This window comes from Providencia heimbachae ATCC 35613 (genome assembly GCF_001655055.1).
In the GTDB taxonomy this organism is placed as follows: Bacteria; Pseudomonadota; Gammaproteobacteria; order Enterobacterales; family Enterobacteriaceae; genus Providencia; species Providencia heimbachae.
Genome location: NZ_LXEW01000040.1, coordinates 82377 through 105272, shown reverse-complemented (window position 1 = coordinate 105272; position 22896 = coordinate 82377). Strand labels below are relative to the sequence as shown.

At 39.0% G+C, this 22896-nt stretch carries 17 protein-coding genes; 9 read left to right on the top strand and 8 right to left on the bottom strand.

Features of this window, described 5'->3' with window-relative positions:
- Positions 1-80: 80 nt before the first annotated feature.
- The 4 genes from M998_RS14635 (at position 81) to M998_RS14620 (ending at position 4788) form a co-directional block, all read left to right on the top strand.
- Positions 81-1154, top strand: a complete 1074-nt coding sequence (locus M998_RS14635; RefSeq protein WP_068909538.1) for a zinc-binding dehydrogenase — start codon at positions 81-83, stop codon at positions 1152-1154.
- A 149-nt stretch (positions 1155-1303) separates the two neighbouring features.
- Positions 1304-2164, top strand: coding sequence for an ABC transporter substrate-binding protein (locus tag M998_RS14630; protein ID WP_375342654.1), 861 nt, complete (start codon positions 1304-1306; stop codon positions 2162-2164).
- Between the two features lie 157 nt (positions 2165-2321).
- Positions 2322-3806, top strand: a complete 1485-nt coding sequence (locus M998_RS14625; RefSeq protein ID WP_068909535.1) for a sugar ABC transporter ATP-binding protein — start codon at positions 2322-2324, stop codon at positions 3804-3806.
- 10 nt (positions 3807-3816) lie between these two features.
- Positions 3817-4788 carry an ABC transporter permease gene (locus tag M998_RS14620; RefSeq protein ID WP_068909533.1) on the top strand — a complete coding sequence of 324 codons (972 nt, stop codon included), beginning with the start codon at positions 3817-3819 and terminating at the stop codon, positions 4786-4788.
- Between the two features lie 65 nt (positions 4789-4853).
- Here the strand turns inward: M998_RS14620 and M998_RS14615 are convergent, their stop codons facing one another.
- The 5 genes from M998_RS14615 to M998_RS14595 all read right to left on the bottom strand — a co-directional run bounded on the left by M998_RS14615 (position 4854) and on the right by M998_RS14595 (position 9478).
- Positions 4854-5861 (bottom strand): LacI family DNA-binding transcriptional regulator, encoded by a 1008-nt coding sequence (locus M998_RS14615; protein ID WP_068439503.1) that lies wholly within the window; start codon positions 5859-5861, stop codon positions 4854-4856.
- A 181-nt stretch (positions 5862-6042) separates the two neighbouring features.
- On the bottom strand, positions 6043-6828 hold the full coding sequence (locus M998_RS14610) for a sulfite exporter TauE/SafE family protein (RefSeq protein WP_197713319.1): 786 nt from the start codon (positions 6826-6828) through the stop codon (positions 6043-6045).
- Positions 6829-6992: 164 nt separating this feature from the next.
- Entirely contained in the window at positions 6993-7658 is a 666-nt protein-coding gene (gene ccmB / locus M998_RS14605) for a heme exporter protein CcmB (protein WP_068439499.1), read from the bottom strand.
- Positions 7658-8275 (bottom strand): cytochrome c biogenesis heme-transporting ATPase CcmA, encoded by a 618-nt coding sequence (gene ccmA, locus M998_RS14600; RefSeq protein ID WP_068439497.1) that lies wholly within the window; start codon positions 8273-8275, stop codon positions 7658-7660. Before ccmA ends, ccmB begins: the two co-directional genes overlap by 1 nt.
- Before the next feature lie 27 nt (positions 8276-8302).
- On the bottom strand, positions 8303-9478 hold the full coding sequence (locus M998_RS14595; protein WP_068909529.1) for an NAD-binding protein: 1176 nt from the start codon (positions 9476-9478) through the stop codon (positions 8303-8305).
- A 480-nt stretch (positions 9479-9958) separates the two neighbouring features.
- Between M998_RS14595 and cptA the strand changes: the two genes are divergently transcribed.
- The gene (cptA, locus tag M998_RS14590) at positions 9959-11668 is read left to right on the top strand and encodes a phosphoethanolamine transferase CptA (protein WP_068909527.1); all 1710 of its coding nucleotides are present in this window, start codon (positions 9959-9961) and stop codon (positions 11666-11668) included.
- Between the two features lie 71 nt (positions 11669-11739).
- On the opposite strand, the gene M998_RS14585 is transcribed toward cptA, so the two are convergent.
- Positions 11740-12429 carry a DUF421 domain-containing protein gene (locus M998_RS14585; protein ID WP_068439490.1) on the bottom strand — a complete coding sequence of 230 codons (690 nt, stop codon included), beginning with the start codon at positions 12427-12429 and terminating at the stop codon, positions 11740-11742.
- Between the two features lie 306 nt (positions 12430-12735).
- On the opposite strand from M998_RS14585, the gene M998_RS14580 reads away from it, so the two are divergent.
- The 4 genes from M998_RS14580 to M998_RS14560 all read left to right on the top strand — a co-directional run bounded on the left by M998_RS14580 (position 12736) and on the right by M998_RS14560 (position 16783).
- Entirely contained in the window at positions 12736-13230 is a 495-nt protein-coding gene (locus tag M998_RS14580) for a hypothetical protein (protein ID WP_068909525.1), read from the top strand.
- Positions 13231-13470: 240 nt separating this feature from the next.
- Positions 13471-13908 carry a GNAT family N-acetyltransferase gene (locus M998_RS14575; protein ID WP_068909523.1) on the top strand — a complete coding sequence of 146 codons (438 nt, stop codon included), beginning with the start codon at positions 13471-13473 and terminating at the stop codon, positions 13906-13908.
- A gap of 78 nt (positions 13909-13986) precedes the next feature.
- Positions 13987-14253: a DksA/TraR family C4-type zinc finger protein gene (locus M998_RS14570; RefSeq protein WP_068909521.1), complete on the top strand. Its 267-nt coding sequence runs from the start codon at positions 13987-13989 to the stop codon at positions 14251-14253.
- 523 nt (positions 14254-14776) lie between these two features.
- Positions 14777-16783 (top strand): BCCT family transporter, encoded by a 2007-nt coding sequence (locus tag M998_RS14560; RefSeq protein ID WP_068909517.1) that lies wholly within the window; start codon positions 14777-14779, stop codon positions 16781-16783.
- Between the two features lie 115 nt (positions 16784-16898).
- Here M998_RS14560 and M998_RS14555 read toward each other — a convergent pair whose 3' ends face one another.
- Positions 16899-17420, bottom strand: a complete 522-nt coding sequence (locus M998_RS14555; RefSeq protein ID WP_068909515.1) for an SMI1/KNR4 family protein — start codon at positions 17418-17420, stop codon at positions 16899-16901.
- Positions 17417-22873 carry a two-partner secretion domain-containing protein gene (locus M998_RS14550; protein ID WP_068909513.1) on the bottom strand — a complete coding sequence of 1819 codons (5457 nt, stop codon included), beginning with the start codon at positions 22871-22873 and terminating at the stop codon, positions 17417-17419. Before M998_RS14550 ends, M998_RS14555 begins: the two co-directional genes overlap by 4 nt.
- Positions 22874-22896 lie beyond the last annotated feature (23 nt).

The window sequence follows — 22896 nt, the reverse complement described above, 5'->3', positions numbered from 1 at the left end:
AATAGATCGAATTAGGTATAAAAAAAACGCTTAATGTTGACGTCAACATTAGGGTTAACATCTAGAAAGAGGTTTAGAAAATGAGCAACCTACCAGAGAAAATGAAAGCAGTTGTTTGCCATGGTCCCCATGATTACCGCTTTAAAGCGATCAAAAGACCCGCGGCAGGATTTAGAGAAGTTGTCATTAAAGTTGATGGTTGTGGGATCTGTGCAGGTGACTGCAAAGCCAATGATGGCGCACAAATGTTCTGGGGTGATGACCCATGGATCAAAGCACCGGTTGTCCCAGGACATGAGTTTTATGGACGCGTCGCTGAATTAGGTGAAGGTTCCGCTGAAAAATATAAACTCAAGGTAGGCGATCGTATTTTAGCAGAACAAATTGTTCCTTGTTGGGAATGTCGTTTCTGTAAATCAGGCAAGTATTGGATGTGTGAAACTCATGACATTTATGGTTTCCAAAAAGAGGTCGCTGATGGTGGTATGGCTGAATATATGCGTTTTTCTGAACGCGCTATTATCCATAAAATCCCCGATGAACTTTCCGAGAAAGACGCCGCATTAATTGAACCAATGGCATGTGCAATCCACACGGTTCGCCGTGGTGAAATTGACTTAAATGACGTCGTCGTCATTGCTGGTGCTGGTCCATTAGGTCTCTGTATGATCCAAGTTGCAAAGCTAAAAACACCTAAAAAATTAGTTGTTATTGATGCGATTGACGAACGCCTTGAATTAGCAAAAAAATTCGGTGCTGACGTCGTTATCAACCCGTTAAAAGAAGACGCCATCAAATTAGTCAAAGAGATGACTGAAGGTTATGGCTGTGATGTTTATATTGAAGCAACTGGCGCACCGATTGGCGTCACCCAAGGGTTAGAAATGATCCGTAAGTTAGGCCGCTTTGTTGAATTCAGTGTATTTGGTAAAGAAACTACCGTCGATTGGTCAATTATTGGCGACCGCAAAGAATTAGATATCCGCGGTGCACACTTAGGCCCATACAGCTATGAGGTTGCTATTGACCTATTTAGCCGTGGCTTAGTAAGCGCTGATGATATCGTTACCCACTTCTACTCAATTGATGATTGGGAAGAAGCATTTGTCATGGCGAAATCGGCTGACTCCATCAAAGTCGTCATTAAGCCATAAGAAATATGCTCACTGGTTGTAATAATTAAAATATTAAATAAACACTAATTACTAATACCCTACATATAATTAAACGCTCTTTAGGAGAACATCTTATGTTGAGTAAATTCAAAAAGTTAGCCGTAGCTGCAAGTGTAATTACTTTAGGTATGGCATTCAATGCTACCGCAAAACCTGTTTCAGTCGGCATGTCGTTTCAAGAATTAAATAATGAATATTTCGTGACCATGAAAGAAGCCTTAGAAAGCGCAACAGGTGAAATGGGTGCTCAGCTGTATATTTCTGATGCAGCTCACGATGTATCTAAGCAAACTAGTGATATCGAAGATATGCTACAGAAAAAAATTGATATCCTATTAATCAACCCAGCCGACAGTGTTGGCGCTGAAACAGCGGTACTGGCTGCGAAAAAAGCTGGAGTGGTGGTTATTGCTATCGATGCGCAAGCAAATGGTCCTATTGACTCATTCGTTGGTTCTAAGAACTATGAAGCTGGCTTGATGGCAGGTAAACGCTTAGGTGATGCATTGGGTGGCAAAGGCGAAGTTGCTATTCTTGATGGTATTCCTGTCGTACCGATCCTTGAGCGTGTTCGTGGCTTTGAAGCTGCAATGAAAGAATATCCGAACATTAAAGTTGTAACCAAATTAAACGGTAAACAAGAACGCGATACGGCGATGAACGTTACCGAAAATATGCTGCAAGCTAACCCGACATTAAGCGGTATTTTCAGCGTAAATGATGTGGGTTCTTTAGGGGCATTAGCCGCAATTGAATCTTCTGGCCGTGATATAAAACTGGTTAGCGTTGATGGTTCTCCTGAAGCGGTTGCCGAAATCGCAAAAGGTGATTCACCCTTTATTGCGACTTCTGCACAGTTCCCTCGCGACCAAGTCCGTATTGGTTTAGCAATGGGTCTGGCAAAACATTGGGGTGCAAACGTACCTAAAGAAGTTCCTATCGATGTTAAATTAATCGACAAAACAAATGCGAAAGATTTCCATTGGTAATCCAGAGTAATTAGTTATAAATGTATTGCACTGTCGATAATTTATCTCAGTGCAATACTCTCTAAAATAAATTAAATAATTAATTATTGGAATATTTAATTTTCCAAACAATTTTGTTACCCCTTTTGACCCAGTTGAGAAAATATAGGGAAGCAATATGATGCAATTGTTAGCATTAAAAGATGTCAGTAAAACTTTCCCTGGAGTTAAAGCTTTAGACAAGATTAATCTCTCTTTAGATAAAGGAGAGGTTCATGCATTGTTAGGTGAAAATGGCGCAGGAAAATCAACGCTGATGAAAGTTTTATGTGGAATACATAAACCTGATAGCGGGCAAATACTCATTGAAGGTAAAGAACATACTTTCCATAATTATCGGGATGCAATCAAAGCCGGTATTGGCATTATTTTCCAAGAATTTTCACTAATTCCCTATTTAAATGCTTTTGAAAATATCTTTTTAAATAGAGAGCTTAAAAATAAATTTGGCTTACTTGATCGAAAATTAATGCGTGAAAAGTCTCAGGCAATATTATCTGAACTTGGTGTGAAAATTAATATTGATGAGCCGATTAGTCATTTAAGTATTGCTGAGCAACAATTTGTTGAAATCGCAAAAGCATTATCTTTAGACGCGAAGATACTTGTTTTAGATGAACCAACCGCCACATTAACACCGAATGAAGCCAATCACCTTTTCAATGTCATGCGTGATTTAAAAAACAAAGGTGTTGGGATGTTTTTTATCTCCCATCACTTAGAAGAAATTTATGAAATATGCGATACCATCAGTGTATTACGTGATGGCCAATATATCGGCTCACGTAAAGTTGATGATACCGATCTCGATGTCATTATCGAAATGATGGTAGATAGAGAGGTTGCAAACATTTACCCACATAAACGTCATTTTGATGGACAAGAAATTATTTTAGATGCCCAGATTCAACGTTTTTCATATAGCCCAATTAATCATATTCAACTTAAAAAAGGTGAAATATTGGGGCTCGCAGGGTTAGTCGGTTCTGGCCGAACAGAAGCTATCCTTGCAATGATAGGCGCGGATAAATCCTATAAGAAGAAAGTTGTCTTAGAAGGTAAAGAAGTCAAGATGAAATCAGCGGCAGCAGCGTTGCAATTAGGTATTGGTTTATTACCCGAAAGCCGAAAAACGCAAGGTCTTGTTTTGCCATTTTCAGTCAAAGAAAACATCTGGCTAAACAACCACGCTAAAAAATTATTTTTAATTCAAAATAAAAAAGAACTGGCGTTATCCATTGATTTAATTTCCCAAGTAAAAGTAAAAACACCAGAGCCTCATACCGCGGTTTCTACATTAAGTGGTGGAAATCAGCAAAAAGTTGTTATTGCTCGCTGGCTTAATAAACAAGCCAAAATTCTTATTTTTGATGAACCAACGAGAGGTATAGATGTGGGCGCAAAATCAGAAATATACCAACTGATGCGTTCGCTTACCGAAAAAGGAATTTCCATCATTATGATCTCATCAGAATTGCCTGAAGTCATTGGTGTCAGTGATCGAGTTTTGGTTTTTCGAGATGGTGAAATTGCTGCGGAGTTAACTGGAAATGAGATTAACTCAACTCAAATAATGGTTCATGCGGCTGGCAATATTATATAGGGTAACGACTATGTCTAATCAAAACACTATTCCTCTAACAAAAAATAAATTTAATGTTTCTAAATTAACGCGAATACCGGCTTTTTTACCATTAGTTGGTTTAATTTTATTATTTACCTGTATGTCCATTTTCAATGAGCATTTTTTAACCGTTAATAACTTATCAACTATTGCGCGCCAAGTATCGATTAATGCCATTATCGCAATTGGTATGACTTTCGCCATTCTTACTGGTGGGATTGATTTATCGGTTGGCGCAGTCATGGCATTATCGGGCACATTAATGGCAGGCTTAATGAAATATTACGGCATGGATCCTGCTGTCGCGATTGCTCTTGGCCTTCTTTCTGGTATTGCTTTTGGTTTTATTAATGGAATTTTAGCCGCTTACGGAAAAATGCCACCGATCATTGTTACTTTAGGTGCCATGATCATCGCAAAAGGCTTAGCCCTCATTTATACGGGGGGTTATCCTGTATCAGGATTACCTAAAGAATTTGCGTTCTGGGGACGTGAAGAGTTAATGGGAATTCAAGTTCCCATCTTATTAATGCTTGGCCTTTATCTTATTTTCTATGTTGTTTTAAATCACGTCCCATTCGGCCGCTATATTTATGCAATTGGTGGAAATGAAGAAGCTGCGCGCCTCAGTGGTATTCGTGTTGAACGCTATAAGATGTTGGTTTATGTGATCAGTGGTTTTACTGCCGCTTTTGCCGGGTTAATATTCACCTCTCGGGTAATGAGTGGACAACCAAACGCAGGGGTTGGCTTTGAGTTGGATGCGATTGCCGCTGTTGTACTCGGGGGCGCCTCTATCGCAGGTGGGCGAGGTATGATTATTGGTACATTGATCGGGGCGATGATCTTAGGCGTGCTGAATAATGGGCTGAATTTACTCGGGATATCACCTTATGTTCAATATATCGTTAAAGGCTTAATTATTTGGGGTGCAACGCTAATTAGCTCAATGAAACGTTAATTAAAAATAGTACGTTATCCCTGAGTTAGGACTAAATAAGGATTTCATTAAGAAATCCTTATTTTTTAATAAACAACTAATTGCCCATCTACAAAAATTTGCTTGGGTTCATGCTCTTTATTTTGATCGCGTTCTATTTCAGAAAACAATAATTCTGTTGTTAATTTTCCAAGGTATACCGAGTCATGATGAACCCCAGAAATAGATAAATGATAGGTGTCTGCATAAGGAGGCAAGTCAACAGAGAAATAACGACAAGATAATTTCAAGTCAGATGTTATTTTATACATTCCCGCAGTAATAATACCGTTTAACCCAACAATAAACATATTAGGGGTATAAAGCTCTTGGATTTTTTCTCTTAGGTAAATTTCATCATTTTTATTAAAGATATAACTACTATAAAGAACATTAATATTTTTTTTGCTCGGGAAACTTTCATAAATACCAGAAAGACGGGACAAGCTAATCTCAGAATTTTTAGGGCCAGAAACAATTAAAATATTATCACAGTCTTGTTTACTCAAAAACTTACCCGTTAATGTACCAATTTCAAAATTTTTCAAATATAAGCCCGGATATTTTTCACCATAGCGATAAATTGCACGGTCAACAAAAACCAAAGGGACACGGTGCTGTTCTATTAGTGATAAATAACTTGGCTGGTAATCTTTATCATCTCTAACTGGCGATAATAAAATCCCACTCGCTTTATAACTTACTAAGGTTTCAATTGCAGTCTGCTCGGCTTTTTCATCACTGTCTGAGTCGAAAATCATCACTTGATACCCCTTCTCTTTTGCTAATCGAGAAACGGTTTGAATCAATACGACATAAAATGGGTTAAATGTACTGTCTGTAACCACACCAATAATGCGACTATTTTTATTTTTCAAATTACGGGCAAAAAGATTAGGAACATAATTTAATTCTTGCGCAATGGCTAATATTTTATCTCGCGTTTCCTTCTTTACCATTTCAGGGTGATTAAATGCTCTAGAAACAGTAATGTCAGTTACGTTAGCACGTTTTGCTATATCAATTATAGTTGTTGAACTATCTTGTTTTGTCATAATTATATTCACCAAACTTTAATGAGCACTCTGATTGATAGGCTATAAGTCCCTTTTAACAACCATCAGATATGATGAGTATGCAATTTTCCATTATACCCATTTATGAATGAAGATAAATATATTTTGCTTCTTAACATTAAAATAAATCGAATTCAAAATTCAATAATTAATGAAAACTTTATAGATAAAACAAAGATGAAAACATCAAATAAACTGCAACAATAATAACCACGCTAGAAAAAATAAATCTAATCATTTTAGCTGAAATGTAGTTTATTATTACTCGCCCTATTAGCAAACCAAAAATACATGACAATATAAAGATAGCACTTATATTAATTGGATATTTAAATCCATTTAATAAATTAATTGATATACTAATGCTACCTATCAAAAAAATCACCATTAATGAAGTAGCGATAATGCTCTTCATATTAAGATTAGTGAATTTTCGTAACGCAGGTACAATAATAAATCCACCACCAACACCAAGCGAGCCCGTTAATAAACCTACAACCATACCAATACAACCAAGGATAGATGCCGTTTTTATATTCCAAATAAACTTGCCAGTTTCCTGATTAACTAGGCACGGCGCATCATTTAACTCGTTCAGCTTATTAAAATATATTCGATATGCGACTAATAACATGATGCAGGAAAATACCAACGTTAACCAAATAGCAGGAACAATGCTGGCAAAATACACCCCGTATTTCGCAAAAGGAATACTCAATAGCGCCATCCAAAGTGCCGCTTTATAACGTATATTTTTTCTAACTAGCCCTTCAATGACACCAATAAACGCGGCAAAAGTTACGGCCAACAAGCCAACGGGAGCTGCTTGAGCAACATCCCATCCTTGGCTAGCCATTAATGCAGGAACAGCTAAAATGCCACCACCGGCCCCCGTTAGCCCTAATAAACAACCAATCAATATTCCTTCTATCACTAAGATTAGCATGATGATCTAGGCTCTATATCAAATATGAATATTATTGAGTTTCGTCGAGTGATCCGGTTTTAATCAAAAAGCGAAATAAACGTGATGATCGCCGATGTACATAATTAACCCTCCGGCTACAACGCTGTGCTGAGAATATCATCCAGCACAGCAAGACCGTCTTGCTAGCTATTACTGATATTAATTTTTAATGCTGCGGCAATGGCTAAAGGTGAGAAGGTAAGGCTTGCAGCAAATAAAGCGGCAAGAATAGCAAAATAGCCATTCAGTGGCATATTGAAGCTATGCGCTTCCATTGTACCTGTGGCATAGATTAAGACTGGGATATAGAGCGGTAATACCAATAAGCTTACCAATACCCCCCCTTTTTTAAGGGATACCGTTAACGCTGCACCGATAGCACCAATAAAGCTAAGTACAGGAGTGCCTAATAGCAAAGTACCTGCGAGTACTAGCAAGGTATCGCTATTGAAGGACAGCATTAGTGCCGCAATCGGTGAAAGTAGAATTAATGGCAACCCAGTGACTAGCCAATGCGCGATAACTTTGGCTAGCACTGTGACGAATAAAGGATTAGGTGCTAATAATAGCTGCTCTAACGAGCCATCAAGATAGTCATCTTTAAACAACCTCTCTAAAGACAATAAAGAAGAGAGGATAGCGGCGACCCAAAATATCCCGACAGAAATACGCGCAAGCAATTGAGGTTCGGGCCCAATACTCAGGGGGAATAAGGTGATAACAATTAAGAAAAACCACAGGGGATTAACGAGCTCAGAAAAGCTTCTAAAGGCAATTTTCAGTTCTCTTTTAATTAATAACCAAAACATTACTCGTACCCACCTGTCAATTTCAATGAGCCAAAATGACCTGACATCGCCTGATGCGAGGTAAACAAAATAATTCCACCTTGCTTGGCATGTTGATGAAATCGTTCAGTTAAACGATTAACACCTGCAACATCAATGGCAGTGAAAGGTTCATCTAGAATCCAAAGTGTTGCTTCACTAAGCCATAACCTGGCTAAATTGGCTCGACGTTGCTGACCAGCAGATAGTTGGCATACGGGGATATCTTCATAACCAATCAGGGAAACCTCTTCTAAGGCCTGCCAAATCCGCTCACCTTCAGGTTCTTTATGGTGCATTCGATAGTAAAAGAGTAAATTTTCATAGGGTGTTAAGAGGGATTTAACCGCGGGTTTATGCCCTAAATAAAGTAAATGACGCGTAAAGTCTTCTTTTAGTTTATCAATCGGCTGTTCTTGCCACAGAATATCGCCTTCATCTGGCTTTAATAGCCCCGCCATCATGCGCAACAAGGTAGTTTTTCCGGCACCGTTAGGGCCTTCAACCTGTAAAATTTGCTCAGGTAATACCGTAAAGTTTAATTGCTGAAACAAGATCCTATTTTGTCGATGACAACTGATTTGTTGCGCACTTAACATGCCCTAGATTCCCTATTATTCGTGCCACTATTCACTTTTTGCAACTTTGTTCAACAGCATATCACTGATCGTGTCACTGGATATTGCGTCACCGCAAAGCACCTGCATCAAAACTTCTGAACCAAGGGAAGATAATGAAAATAACATATCAGGATGCAATAAGCGGATTTTATCCATATTACTTTCTTGGTTAACCAACACCACTGTTTTAACGCCCGCACCAGCCAATTCCCTCACACCTAATAAAGCAAAAGTACTGAGAGAGTCACTGTCGGTCATAATCAACACACATTTAGCCTGTTTAACATTCGCCGACGCCAATAACTCAGAACTGGTTGGATCTCCTGTCACAATATTATCTTTTTCCGGATAATGGCTTCGGTGATTTTCTTGGCAAATAACCGCGACAGGTAATTCTCGTTTTTTTAAACCTTGGTATACATTGACCGCCATTGGCGTGCCACCAATCACAACATAATGATTTTTCATATAAGAAAACCTCTTACGAACAATCTCTTTCGTCCCTTTCGCCAAAACACCAACAACGTAAACCACCGATGTCGTAAAAATGGTAATCCCCAGAATAATGACAGTGACGGTGAAGACTCGTGCATCAACAGTCACGGGGACAATATCGCCAAACCCGACGGTGGTCATACAGACTAAGGCAAAATAAAATGCGGTCGTACCATCTTTAACTACAGGGAAGAATTCATTACCAATATACAATGTGCCAAAAATAGAATAGAGCAATAAGGCGATAATACAGGTGACAGCAACAAAGCCCGCACTAGTTAAACTGTGATGGTGGTATAACTTCCAAAAGATACCCAGTGCAATAAATAATGAGAGGGAAAAATAGCCTTGGTGAATATTTTCCTGTGCGAGTTTTAAATCAACAAATGAAATAATCGCTAATAAAAACAGCGAAAATACCCATGCGATACGTGCGCCATTAATCATAAATAGAGAAAGAAAAATCAGCGAGGCACCCAGTAAAAAACGTGGAATATCAAGTAACTTCATAAACCCTAATGACTTTAACCATTCTGAAAAACCATTTTCTCGCCAATCAATATAGTCGGTATAAGCACTCAAAACAGGTTTTAAAATTAAGGAGCCATCAATAATGATCAAGATCGATAGCAATAACCTGATAGATAAAGGAGATTTTAAAAAAGCCACAAACGAGTTATCTAACATTATTTGGCCTTACCCTTTAATCAATAAAATTATCAAATTTTTTATATTCAAAATAATTCAAATTGCCACCGGGCGATAAGCGAATGATTCGCTAGGAACTGACATAAGCAAGTGACTAATGCAAATGAGCGTAGCCAACAGCGCGATGGTTTGAATTTGAAGTATAACAAGTATATATACCATAAATTTTTTAAAGGATAATAGCAATCTAGCTTATCGTGCAACCAACAAAAAACGCACCCATCCTTATTTTACTTAAATTCATTACTGAAGCCCTTAAAACATTGAATAACAATAACTAAACAAAAAAATATTTATCACTAAAATCATTAACAAACAACAACTTAAACTTAAAATTAAGCAGTTATTATGCCACTCAAACTATTTTTGAACTTAAAGATTGGTAGACTATCTAAAAATTGATTTATCAACTATTTTCATAACTACCTAACAATACAAAAAAGTAAGAGTCCAAAATTTATGGTTAATTCGACACACACAACAAGGTTTAGCTGGATATCGTTATTCTGGCTATTAATCTACTTTTGGTATTTCTCATCAATATTGCAACTCTATGTTGTGATCACTGGGCAAAGTAATACCATCGGATTAAGAGATTCTCTCCTTTATAGTTCATTGTGGCTTATTCCTGCCCTCCTTTTCCCGAAAAGAATAAAGTTAGTTGCTGGTATTATCGGTATTATTCTTTGGTTATCTTCTGTTATCGCACTGGCTTACTTTGTGGTTTATGGTCACCAAATATCACAAAGTGTCATGTTCGTCATGTTCGAAACCAATACCAATGAAGCCGGGGAGTTCCTCAGACAATATTTTAGCTTCAAAGTAGTCGGCGTTATTCTGGCTTATACTCTGGTTGCTATCTTCCTATGGACCCGCTTAAAGCCAGTCACATTGCCTAACTTTGGCCGTGTTGGTGTATCTGTACTTATCTTGGTTATCCTGTTTGGTGTGCCTTACTATAATAAAGCGATCAAGCAAGATAGGCCTTTAGAGAATGTCGCTTCTTACGTCAATAGTAAGCTCGCTTACGCTGCACCATGGCAATTTGTCAGTGGCTATTTCCTCTATAAAAACCAACTGGCGAACATGGAAGAGTTAATTCGCGATAACAGCAAAATTCCACCACTCGAAAATTTTGTTGATGCGAATGGCACTACGCCAAGAACCTTTGTTTTGGTCATAGGTGAGTCAACAAGCCGCGACAGAATGAGTTTATATGGTTATCCGCGCCCAACAACACCGGGTCTCGATCATATTGCAGAAAATTATCCTAATAATTTGTCTGTTTTCAATGATGTAGTTACATCTCGCCCTTACACCATTGAGGCACTTCAGCAAATTCTTACCTTCGCATCACAAACTGAGCCAGAGTTATTTAATTCTCGCCCATCTATCATGAACATGATGAAACAAGCAGGCTTTAAAACCTTTTGGATCACCAATCAGCAAACCATGACAGAGCGTAATACTTTACTGACGGCTTTTTCACGCCAAACCGATAAACAGTATTATTTGAACAACGATATGGCGCCAAGCTCAAGGATCTATGATGACGTGGTATTCTCGCCATTCAAAGAAGCCCTTGCCGATCCCGCAGAGAAAAAATTTATTGTGGTTCATCTGTTAGGAACGCATATGCGTTATGAATTCCGTTATCCTGAAGATAAAGCGGTATTTAATAATAAAGACAGCGTTGTTCCTGCAAATCTAAAAGATAATGAAATCAAAGACTACAATGCCTATGACAATGCTCAACATTATAATGACTATGTGGTTTCAACACTGATCAAGGATTTTGATTCATCAAAAGAGAATGGTTTTCTTGTCTTTTTCTCTGACCATGGTGAAGATGTCTTTGATACGCCACCTCATGACATGCTAGGGCGCAGCGAAGGTAAGCCGAGTAAGGTAATGTACAATATTCCATTCCTTGTTTGGCAATCACCTGAATGGTTACAGACCCATGAGTTTAATTTGAATGATAAGACAACAAGACCTTATAGTACGATGGATTTTATCTATTCTTGGTCTGACTTGGCAGGATTAAACTACACCGGATTCGAACCCGAAAAGAGCTTATTCAATAATGAATTTAAGCCTCAACCTCGGTATATCGGCGATCCTGAAAAGAAATCATCGCTTATGCTATACGATGATTTGAAAAAATAACTTTATCTCTAGGTGGATGAGAAATTTAATTTTTCATCCACTCTCTACGTTTCTAAGCCCAATCACTATTTTTACTCCGCAACCACCTTTAGCCTTTGCTCATCTTGGCGTTTAATTTTTCCATCTTTTAAAATAAAGCTAATTTCTCCACGCCAAAATTCAGCTAAGAAAATATCCTCAATTGACTCAATACCTTGAATTTCAATCTGTTGCTTTAACCACGCTTCGTCTCGCTCAATCGAAGCTAATTCATTGGTTCTAATCACACCATCTTTCATTAATATAACCGAAGGCATATTATTTTTATCACAAATAATAGTCAGCTGCCCATCGGGCTCAATTTGAGCATAGTAAATCTCTTGAAATGAATGGATCCCTTGGGCATGGATACGTGATGAGATATTCAGAATATCTATTTTGTTTCCTTTCTCGAGTATATTTTCCATGATGAACTGACCATTTTTAATAATTGGGATCGGGTTTCCAATTGTTACACTACGAAAGAAATTAAATTTTTTGGTTAAATAATTCAAAAAGGATATAAACATCACACCCATAACTAGCATAATAACGTATTGATATAATGGAATTGTATCACTATAAATCACACCACCGATAATACCACCAAGCACAAAATTACCAATAAAATCAATCGGTGTCATTTGGGAGAGCTGAGTTTTTCCTGAAAAATTCATATGGGTTAAGACAATAGCAAAACCAATAATAAATTTTATAATAACCAGTGTGTAATAATACGTCATAATTGCATCCCTATATTATTGAATATCAAGCTAACTTTTTGAATTCTAATATACCCTTAATCACCTTGTAACTTCATCTATTCTATACTGATTAAATAACAAAATATTTAAATTTAAAACAAATAGCCAATAAAGAAATTTATTCTATTTTTCAGTACACTATGAAAACATTTTATTATAAAACTACTTTTCTATTTTATATCACCATCCAATTCGTCTATATTTAAACGTGAGTATTTAGAATATCAACGTATTGGTATGATATTTTATATCTTCATTCAACCACTTTGTGATAAGGAAATGTTTATGAAAAAGAAAATCATCGCTTCACTTGTTCTTGCCGGTATTGTTGCTGTGACAGCCGCTTGTGATGATTCATCTAAGAAAGACGACACCATTAAACAAGCGGAAGAAAAAGCACAACAGTTAAAAGAAACGGGTGAGAAAAAAGCTGAAGAACTCACTAACAGTGCAAAAGAACAAGCGGAAGATATTAAAAAAGAGGCATCAGACAAAGCAGATCAGATAACGGACAAAGCCAAAGAGCTTAAAGATGTCGGTGAGAAAAAAGCCGATGAATTAACTGATGATGCTAAGAATAAGGCCAGCGAATTAAAGCAAAGCGCTTCTGTAAAGGCCGATGAGCTGGGTGCAAAATACGATCAAGCAAGTGAAAATGCCGCTGAAAAAACAGACCAGTTAAAAACAGATGCAATCAATAAAGCAGATGAACTTGCCGCTGACGCTAAAAATAAAACTGAGGCATTAAAATCAGAAAATGATAAGAACGCAGGAAAATAATCGCTCAGTTATGCTAGTTTGGTAACTTAAAATGCAGGCTTCACCGCCTGCATTTTTTATTCGACGTATTTCTATTTAATCGATGTTTTTTGTTTTCACCCTAAATTGAAAGCACAAAAAATCTCGCTCATCCCTTCCTCATCCCGATATACTCTGAATAATTAAAACCAAAATTTCTATTCAAGGGGTAAATCCCTTAAATAAGCAAAATCGATATATGTCCAATAAATAGGAAGTTACATGCAAATTAAACATAGCATTGGGTATGCAGCACCCGAAATTATTAATCATGCATTCGATCTTCGTCAGCAAGTTTTTACCCATGAACAAGGCTTTCCTGCGGATATTGATGTCGATGAATATGACGAAAATGCGCTACACGTGGTGCTGTATTTAGCCAACCAGCCTTCTGCTGTATTACGTTGTATTTTATGTGCAGATGGATTAATCAAAGTTGGTCGAGTTGCTGTATTGAAGCAACAGAGAGGTAAAGGACTGGGGCGTGAGTTAATGATGTTCGTGGAGCAATATGGTTTAGAAAATAATTACAAAATTATTGGTCTTTCCGCTCAACATACCGCCATCGAGTTTTACCATACTCTGGGCTATCAAACGCAGGGAGAGATGTATGATGAAGATGGCATGGAGCATATTTATATGACGCTGGCTTTAGATTGATTTTTATCCATCTCACCCTTGTATTTTATTTTCTCGCCTCTATATTTAATTTAAGTTCAATCAAATTTAGAGGTAAACATGGCCAATGGTTGGGCAAATGAAAATGCCGTACAAGAACAGATTGATGCCACTCTCGATGATGCTATCGCCAAAGCTCGTAGCGAATTACACTCCGGTGAAAGCGCTGAATTTTGCGAAGAATGTGGAGACCCCATCCCTCAAGCAAGAAGACTCGCTCTTCTTGGTGTAAAACTGTGTGTCACCTGCCAAAGTACACTCGATGAAAAACATGCGGCCTTTAGTGGCTACAATCGTCGCGGCAGTAAAGACAGCCAATTAAGATAAAATGCCTAGCTTCCGTCTTTATTTTTCACTTCTTAACCCATGATTCCCCCCCATATTGATACTCTAAATAATTCGAGTTGCTGGTAGGCGGCAAACAAAGATATCCCGAGGAGCATACATAAGTATGTGACTCGGGTAGCTGAGTGTAGCCAACACCCCTACAAATCTAATTATGACGAGTATCCCGGGGAGCATATAAGTATGTGGCTCGGGTAACTGAGTGATGCCAACACCCCGACAGCTCGCATTATGACGAGTATTGAAAAATTGAGAGTATCATGGCAGAATACCCACCTATTTTTTTACCTAAGAGGATTATAAAAGCACAATATTGGTTGGTTTTTGCGACAGTTTTAACTGCTATCAACACCATTATTAATCGGTTATTTATTGTTCTTTCTACTTTGTTTCCAACTAGGAAACCCTTTCGCAATTATCCATTGTTTCACGAAGAAGGACGCTCGCTGCATACTTGGCACGATATCGGTATGTCAAAAATAAAATAAAATAAAAGAAGGTAGTCATGAGTCAAATTGATACTGATTCTAAAAAAGTACGTTCGAAAATTAGTCCCCCCGTGTTTTATAGCTCTGCGCTTATTATCTTAGTCATCGTTGGCTTTGCCGCACTGATGCCTGAAATTGCAGAATCTCATCTAAGTCATCTTCAGCAAAATTTATTCAATAATGCCAGTTGGTTCTACATCCTTGCTGTTGCCATTATTCTTTTGAGTGTGACTTATCTGGGACTCTCTCGCTATGGCCAAATAAAATTGGGTCCAGACCATGCACAACCCAACTTTAGCTATGTCTCTTGGTTTGCGATGCTGTTTTCCGCGGGTATGGGAATTGGTTTAATGTTCTTCGGTGTTGCCGAACCCGTAATGCATTACCTCAATCCACCCGTTGGGGATGCACAAACCGTTGAAGCTGCTAAAGAAGCCATGCGCTTAACCTTCTTCCATTGGGGATTACATGCTTGGGCAATTTACGCTATTGTTGCCTTGATTTTAGCCTTTTTTAGCTACCGCCACGGTTTACCCTTAACATTACGTTCTGCACTTTATCCGATTATTGGTGATCGAATTTATGGCCCTATCGGGCATGCGGTGGATATTTTTGCTGTTGTCGGTACCGTATTTGGGGTTGCAACATCGCTTGGATTCGGTGTCTTACAAGTCAATGCAGGGCTGAATCATTTGTTTGGTTGGCCGGTTAACGAAACCGTACAAGTCCTCTTAATTATTACCTTTACAGGACTGGCGACATTGTCGGTAGTATCTGGTCTTGATAAAGGAATTCGCATCTTATCTGAGCTCAACCTTGGCCTTGCATTCTTACTGCTTGTATTGATTGTTGTATTGGGACCAACAGTATTACTACTCAAATCTTTTGTTGAAAATACGGGGGGATACCTCTCCGAAATCGTGACTAAAACCTTCAACTTATACGCTTATGAACCTAAATCAAGTAATTGGCTTGGTGGTTGGACACTGCTTTATTGGGGTTGGTGGTTATCTTGGTCCCCATTTGTCGGGATGTTTATTGCTCGAATTTCACGAGGTCGTACTATCCGTGAATTCGTTACTGGCGTATTGTTTGTTCCTGCTGGTTTTACCTTATTGTGGATGACGTTTTTTGGTAACACCGCTATCGACTTAATCAAAAACCAAGGGGCAACTCGACTAGCTGAGACAGTACAATCCGATGTATCCCTCGCCTTATTTGAGTTTTTAACCTATTTTCCATTCTCAACAGTACTGTCATTTTTTGCCATGTTAATGGTGGTGGTTTTCTTTGTCACCTCTGCGGATTCAGGTGCTATGGTCGTTGATACATTAGCATCCGGTGGTGACTCTGACACGCCTGTATGGCAACGTATTTTCTGGGCAGGCTTGATGGGTGTTGTCGCCATCACCATGCTGCTTGCTGGTGGTTTAAAAGCGCTACAAACCTTGACCATCGCCAGTGCATTGCCATTTGCCATGGTATTATTAGTCTCAATCTATGGTTTATTTAAAGCATTACGCGTCGATGCCTATAAGCGCGATAGCCAGCAATTGGCCACCATTGCACCAACAGCCAGCCGTAATCCAATTCCTTGGCAGCGCCGCTTGCGTAATATCGCTTACTTCCCTAAACGCTCTCAGGTTAAGCGCTTTATTGAAGAAGTTGTGAAGCCTTCGATGGAAATGGTTTCAGAAGAATTAGCGAAACAAGGTACTACTTGTCATATTAATAATGAAAAAGATGACAGGATCAGCTTTGATGTCGATTTAGGCGACGATATGAACTTTTTTTATGAAGTTCGCCTCCGTTATTATATTCAGCCCGCATTTGCACTCGCTGGAATGGGGGTAGAAAACGATGACGAGAAAAGTGAAGAGCAACGTTATTACCGCGCAGAAATTCACTTAAAAGAAGGTGGGCAAGACTACGATGTGATGGGCTGGGCAAAAGAACAGATCATCCACGATATTCTTGATCAGTATGAAAAACATATTCACTTCTTACATTTATTGGGTAAATAGCCCAACATCGAATCATTACCTCGAAATGTGTCGATAAAAATTCACAGGCGACTAAAAAATAGTCGCCTGTGAGGATCGATTTATATTGAGTACTGGATATGATAGAAACCTTTTACTAAATGATAATTAATTCCCCATAATAATCTAGGTCTCTATTATCAGAGTGCATTCGAGTAATTGTATCTACTCGATTTCTTAGGTACTCATGAAAGGTCCAATTTGTGGCTTCTACCGTATCTTCATTTTCATCATAATGATAAACCAAGTCTGGGTTATCAGATTCAGTTAACAAAAAGTAATATTGAGTTTGATTCTCAAATGAGATTAAGAATGGTTTTTTAGCAACTAATTCCCAGTGTTGTAATGAACATAAATCATCTCGAAGTGTTAATTGAGAAAGTACATGTGAGCGGACACTTTTGATTTTTCTGTAAAACATAAGCAAATCATCACCAAAAAAACCACCGCTGCATCGCCCCATGCAGCTCAAAAATTCACGAAGCTGACCTGTCACTCGAATATCGTAGAGGCGCTCAATTTTCTGGATTTCATCTACTGTATATCCTTTGATTTTACCTATATCTATTTTTAGCTCGGGATATACACTGTGTAAGTATGCAATTAATGTTGTGCTCATTCTTTTCTAATTCCTGCTGTACCTTGGTAAACTGTTATATTAAAACGTTCGTTTTGCTTTGCAAATTCTAAACTAGTTTGCTGGCAACCATCACACATACCAGGAGTCTTTTGAGATGTATTTTCTACGGCAATTGCGATTTCAGCATTTTGCCCCTTATAATTATCATTTATATCACTGAATAATTTCTGCTCGGCATGATTGTAATTCGTTTGGCCGTTGCTCGTTGGGATACTCGGAACACTTTTGCTGTCACTCACGACAACCTTATAATTAATGCCATCGATGTTAATCTGTTTAGGCGCATCCCCTTTCCATGATTTTCCACTCACGGCAAGAATGTAATCTGTTTTCCCATTAACTTTAATGGTGCCTGCTGCTATAGATATAGCATCTACATTTCCGCTTTTAACGTAGTTTTCTAATTTATCTCTCATTAAAGATACATTCAATGCCGGATTTTTTAACTCATCTAAAGCTAAAACCTTATAATTTAGAGTTACTTTTTTCCCTGCCAAGTTAGCTGTTTGTAACCGTTGGCTTGACTGCGAAAGGAATGCCTTAGCACTAGGAGTATCGTATTTAAAAAGCTCCTTAAGTGTTTTCACTTCTTCATAGGCAGGCTTTACCACATTTTCAATTTGGGATGCATTTTTCCCAATAATTAAAAATGAACCCGTTGTTGCCGCAGGTGCAACGTCCCCGACCACGATATTAGAAACATGGGCACCGACATTGCTTGCACAAATTTTTGGTGCAGCTTTACAACCTGTGAAAGCCGCTTTTGCCGCAGGAACGAGCTCAGGAGCAACTGCTACAAGCGTTGTACCAAAATACAGCACCGTGTATCCTAACGCGCCAACAGACAAAGAATAAACTAGCGCTTTATCTCTTGCATCAACACGTTGTTGCGCTGTTTTGTCCCCCTTCATAGCTAGATATAAGTCATTAGCATATTCAATTTCTGAAGGGCTAATATAGTGTGTTTCATCATTATAGCGATAGACGAGTTCCGCACTATTTGCTGCACTGTACGCCCCCTCGGGCTTATTAGTCACAAGCGCTCCCGCTAAACCGCCTATAAATTTAACCAAGTACGGATTGGTGGCGGACTGCCCTTTTAGGGCCTTTTCAATTTCATAAACTTGTTTAGCGGCTTCACTTTCAAATTGTGGTTGAAAGAGTTTACTGTCTAGCGAAATAGAGGCAATTTCTGCTGCTAGTGCACCAACGACTGCTCCTTTGACATTCGCCCCAGAAATTTCCGCACTCAATCCTGCCAGTGCCATATGACTAAGTGCTTTTCCAGTATGCCCGATGATTTGGCCTTGTTTACCTACATATAAATACTGAAACTTGTCTCCTATCAGGTTAGCGCCTTCGGCTTGAATTTGCCCAGCCACATTACTGAGTAAGGCTGTTTTAAAGTTTTCACTGAAGCTCCCACCTTGAATCGCTGTTCCAATCGTTGAGCTGATGGCACTTTGTCCTGCCACACGCTGTGCTACTTGAGTCCAATTTCCATCACTGAGCTTTGGTAAAGTCACTTTGGCTGGATCAGTGACTTTGCCATATAACGCAATATCAAACCCTTCAAGTGAACCAGCAATAATCATACTGGCCACAATTGATTTTACGGTTTCACTTTGCCCTAGACTGGATAAGGTTTTTGACAGGTTTCCTTTGTTCTCGACTAATGCGACGGAAGCTTGAGAAACAAGTGAGGCAAACCCCGCCTGAGCCGCAGCTGAAGCTACCGAAGCGGTTGTCGCTGATGCTCCCATGGTTGTAGCAGTGGAGCTCGCTAATCCACCAATACTGGCTGCGGTAGACGTTCCGTAGGTTGCAGCTGCGGCGGCAATGGCAATCACTGCACCTACAACCGGGTTGAGACTTTCAGTTTTTTTATCCCACTGGCTATAAGCATCTTTTACAACAGCCCAATTGACGTTTTTGTTATTTTTAACGTCCCCAAGCCACTCATACCCAGGAGTGCGACTTAATATCGCTAATGCCTGCTCGAATGACTGTCCTTCTTTGGTTTTGACATCCGCAGTAATCCCTTTATTCGCATCAACAGTCAGTTTTCCGCCGATATGAAGGCTGGGTAAGATCCATTTACCTTCGGTATACCCTTTGTTGCGTTGAGTAATGTAAAAATCTTTCGAATTAGAAATCACTTGTTCAAAGGTGGTATTTTTCACCGCTTTAAAATTCACCTTACCGGTTTGGCTGGTGATTTTTGCATTCTTGCCGGCATTAATTTTTGTGGCTTCTAACGTGACATCATCCTTGGCATACAGGTTAATATCGCCGCCTGAGGTAAATTCAGTGACTTTATTGGTGGTTTCACTGCGCGTTTTTTTGACTTCTTTTTTGGTTATACAAAGCGTCCATTTATTGCATTTTTTACTTTGCTCTTCATAGTGACTGGTTTCTTCCATCGCTTGCGCATAGAGATACCCGCCTTTAGCGGCAATATCTAGGGTGCCTTTAGCAACTAGGCGTGAGGCTTGAAAAAGAATGCTTCCTTCAGACAAAATGGTCAGTGTTTTACCACTATTAATTTCAGTACCAATTTGGCGATATAAATCTTCTAATCGTTTACCCGATTGTTTGCGATAATGGGTTTTGACAGACTCTAAGCGCACATTTCCCCCGCTTGAGAGCATGATGTCGCCTAGGGATTTTATTGTGCTCCCTTGTGCGGTTAACACGCCATTTGAAGCCAGCGTGACGTCTTTATCACCTGAAAGCGTCGAGGTCACATAGCGCACATCTTGGTTATCTTCATTTGGACTGAAAATACCCGAATAAGCGGTAGCGGTTAATTTAATATCACGGCCTGACAGTGCAGTAATTTTGTCTTTAGATTGAAGATTAGCAGATTGTAAATCAATATCACGGGCGGCATTTAACGTCATATTGCCATTAGCGATGAGTTGGGAACGCAACTCTGGGTAGCGATTAGCTTTAAATAAATTATCAACATCCTTTATCGCTTTAGCGCCCAAAAGAATATCTTGGCCTGCATTGAGCGTCAGTGATTTTCCACTATTAAAGGTTAGCCCTCGCGCTTCAATGTTTTTACCTGCGGTGAGGTTTATCTCCCCTGAACTCGTCCAGTTTCCGGTTTTCGTGAGTAAGGTGTTAATATTTGCGACAGGCTCTGCAGCGGCGAGTTTAATTAAATTGGATTCATCGCGACGAATAAGGATATTGTCATTGGCACTGATAGTGAGTTTACTGGTTTTTGCTAATTGCACATTATCAAAAGTAACGTTTTTACCGGCTTGCACATGTAATGAATTCGATGTGTTAAGGATAGGGGGTGATAAAACATTATCTTTAAAGGCGGAGATAGGGTTTAAGCTGTACTGAATACTGCCATTTTTTGCAATTAAGGTGCTGTCTTTCGCGGTTAAATTGACTTGTTTAAGATTAAGGTCATTGTTGGCAATCAAGCTTTGTGATTGTTTTGCAACGAGCTGTGTATGATTAATATTGATGTTTTGACCTGCAATAATAGACAGATCATTTTCAGACTGTAAGTTGGTGGAAATATTTATATTATTAGAATTTAAGATAATATTTTTTGCGGTAATAGCAAAAGAAGGATTACCTATTTGTACTATTTTCGCTATGGGCTTTTCAGTATTAGGCAGTTTATTTTCAAGATTAATGGTGTTTTTAAAATCAAGAACAATATTATTTCCAGCAGATATCGTTTTATAATTTAAGGCTTCAGGAGCCCAAGAATAAAATTTATCCATTAATTTAAAATCTACTGGCTCACTCACATAAAAAATATCATAAGTGCCATCATCATCATTTTCATCTGCAAATTTTCCTAAATCTGCATTAGATGTATCATATTTATACCAAAGATCTAATTTACCTGAATCGAATGAGGAGATTGAGGCATTTTGCCCAGTCAATATCACATTATTTTTTGCAGTGATTTTTCCAAAGTCGCTAACTAAATCATTTGCATTAATATAGATATTCTTCCCTGATGTTATAGTGCCTATATTTCCCTGACTCAAATACTGTTTTCGTTCAACATTAATGCTGTCACTGTTGATTAAATCTATCTTCCCAAACCATTTTTTATAGGGAAAACTCTCTAATCGAGGATAGAGTGAAATAATTGATACAACCCCTTGTCTACGACCAAAATAAGAAGATACATAAGAGCCATTTTTATCACTAGTAGTCGCATCGATATTGGAAATCTTTATGGGAGATGCCATTGCTGTATTGGCCAATTTCTTCGTCCGAACAACCAAGTCCCCCGTATTGGTTTTTATCGTCCCTGATTTATTCTCAATCAGGGTACTCAAATCCCCTTTAGCATTTTTTTGCATCCACAGATTGTCTTGCGCTTGAATAAGTGCGTTATTGCCCGTATTGCTTACCGACTCAGCAAAGACTCGCATATCCTTACCGGCGATAACTTTCCCGTTATTGGTGAGCGTATTGGTGGCGAGCGTGATGTCTTTGGCGGCATTCACGTTGGTATTGGCATTAATTTGTAGGATTTTGGTGCTGACATTAATGTCTTTTTTCGCTTGGATATTACCTGATAGGGTAATTTTGCCATCGACGGTTAACGTCAGGTCATTTTGGTTGGTTTGCACATTGCTGAGGTTAATCCCCACCCCGGCCTCAGTACTGACCAATTTGACTTGATTGGCATACATTCCCCCTAAAGCTCTAGTATCGACGGAAACACTCGGTTTAGCGCCCTCTCCCGCGATGGGGGTGACCGTCCCTTTTTGAAAATCGACACGATTGGTGCCTTGCACAAGAGTCAGATTCTTGGCTTTGATTTGCCCATTCAGTTCGGTGGCACGGCTGATAATATCGGCATAGGTTTGTGCTTCGGCATTCATGCCATTAGCCCCGATAACCACACTTCCTTTTTTTACTTCAACCGCAGACAATGCGCCCTTGTTATCCAGAATAGATTTCCCCGTGGTCAACGTAATCGCAGGGGTATTCACAAAACTACAGCCATTGCAGGTAATCCCATTCGGGTTGGCAATTAAGACATTCGCGCCTTTACCTGCCACTTCCAACTTACCTTGTAATTCTGAGCGGCTACTGCCGGTGACTTCATTGATAATCAGATTGGCAGCGTTGCCCTTTAAATTCGCATTGACTTTGATTTGCCCCGCGATTTGGGAGTTCATATTGGTAGTCGCGTTATTAAGTACCGCGCCTTGTTTATCCACGTTGAAGTCTTGGAATTTATTGTGCGATACCCCCGCCCCATTTGGCGTAGCGATATTAATAATCGGGATGTTATTTTGTTGACTAACTTGGGTATTTTTATCTGCCGCCGTCATGGCTGCTCCCCAAGCGGGGTGTAAGGGGTAGACAGCGGTTAAGAAAATAATGGTGTAACTTAATAACCGTTTAGGCCGTGAAGGCAATTGTTCATTTAGCATAAATAATCCTTTAAAAACGTACA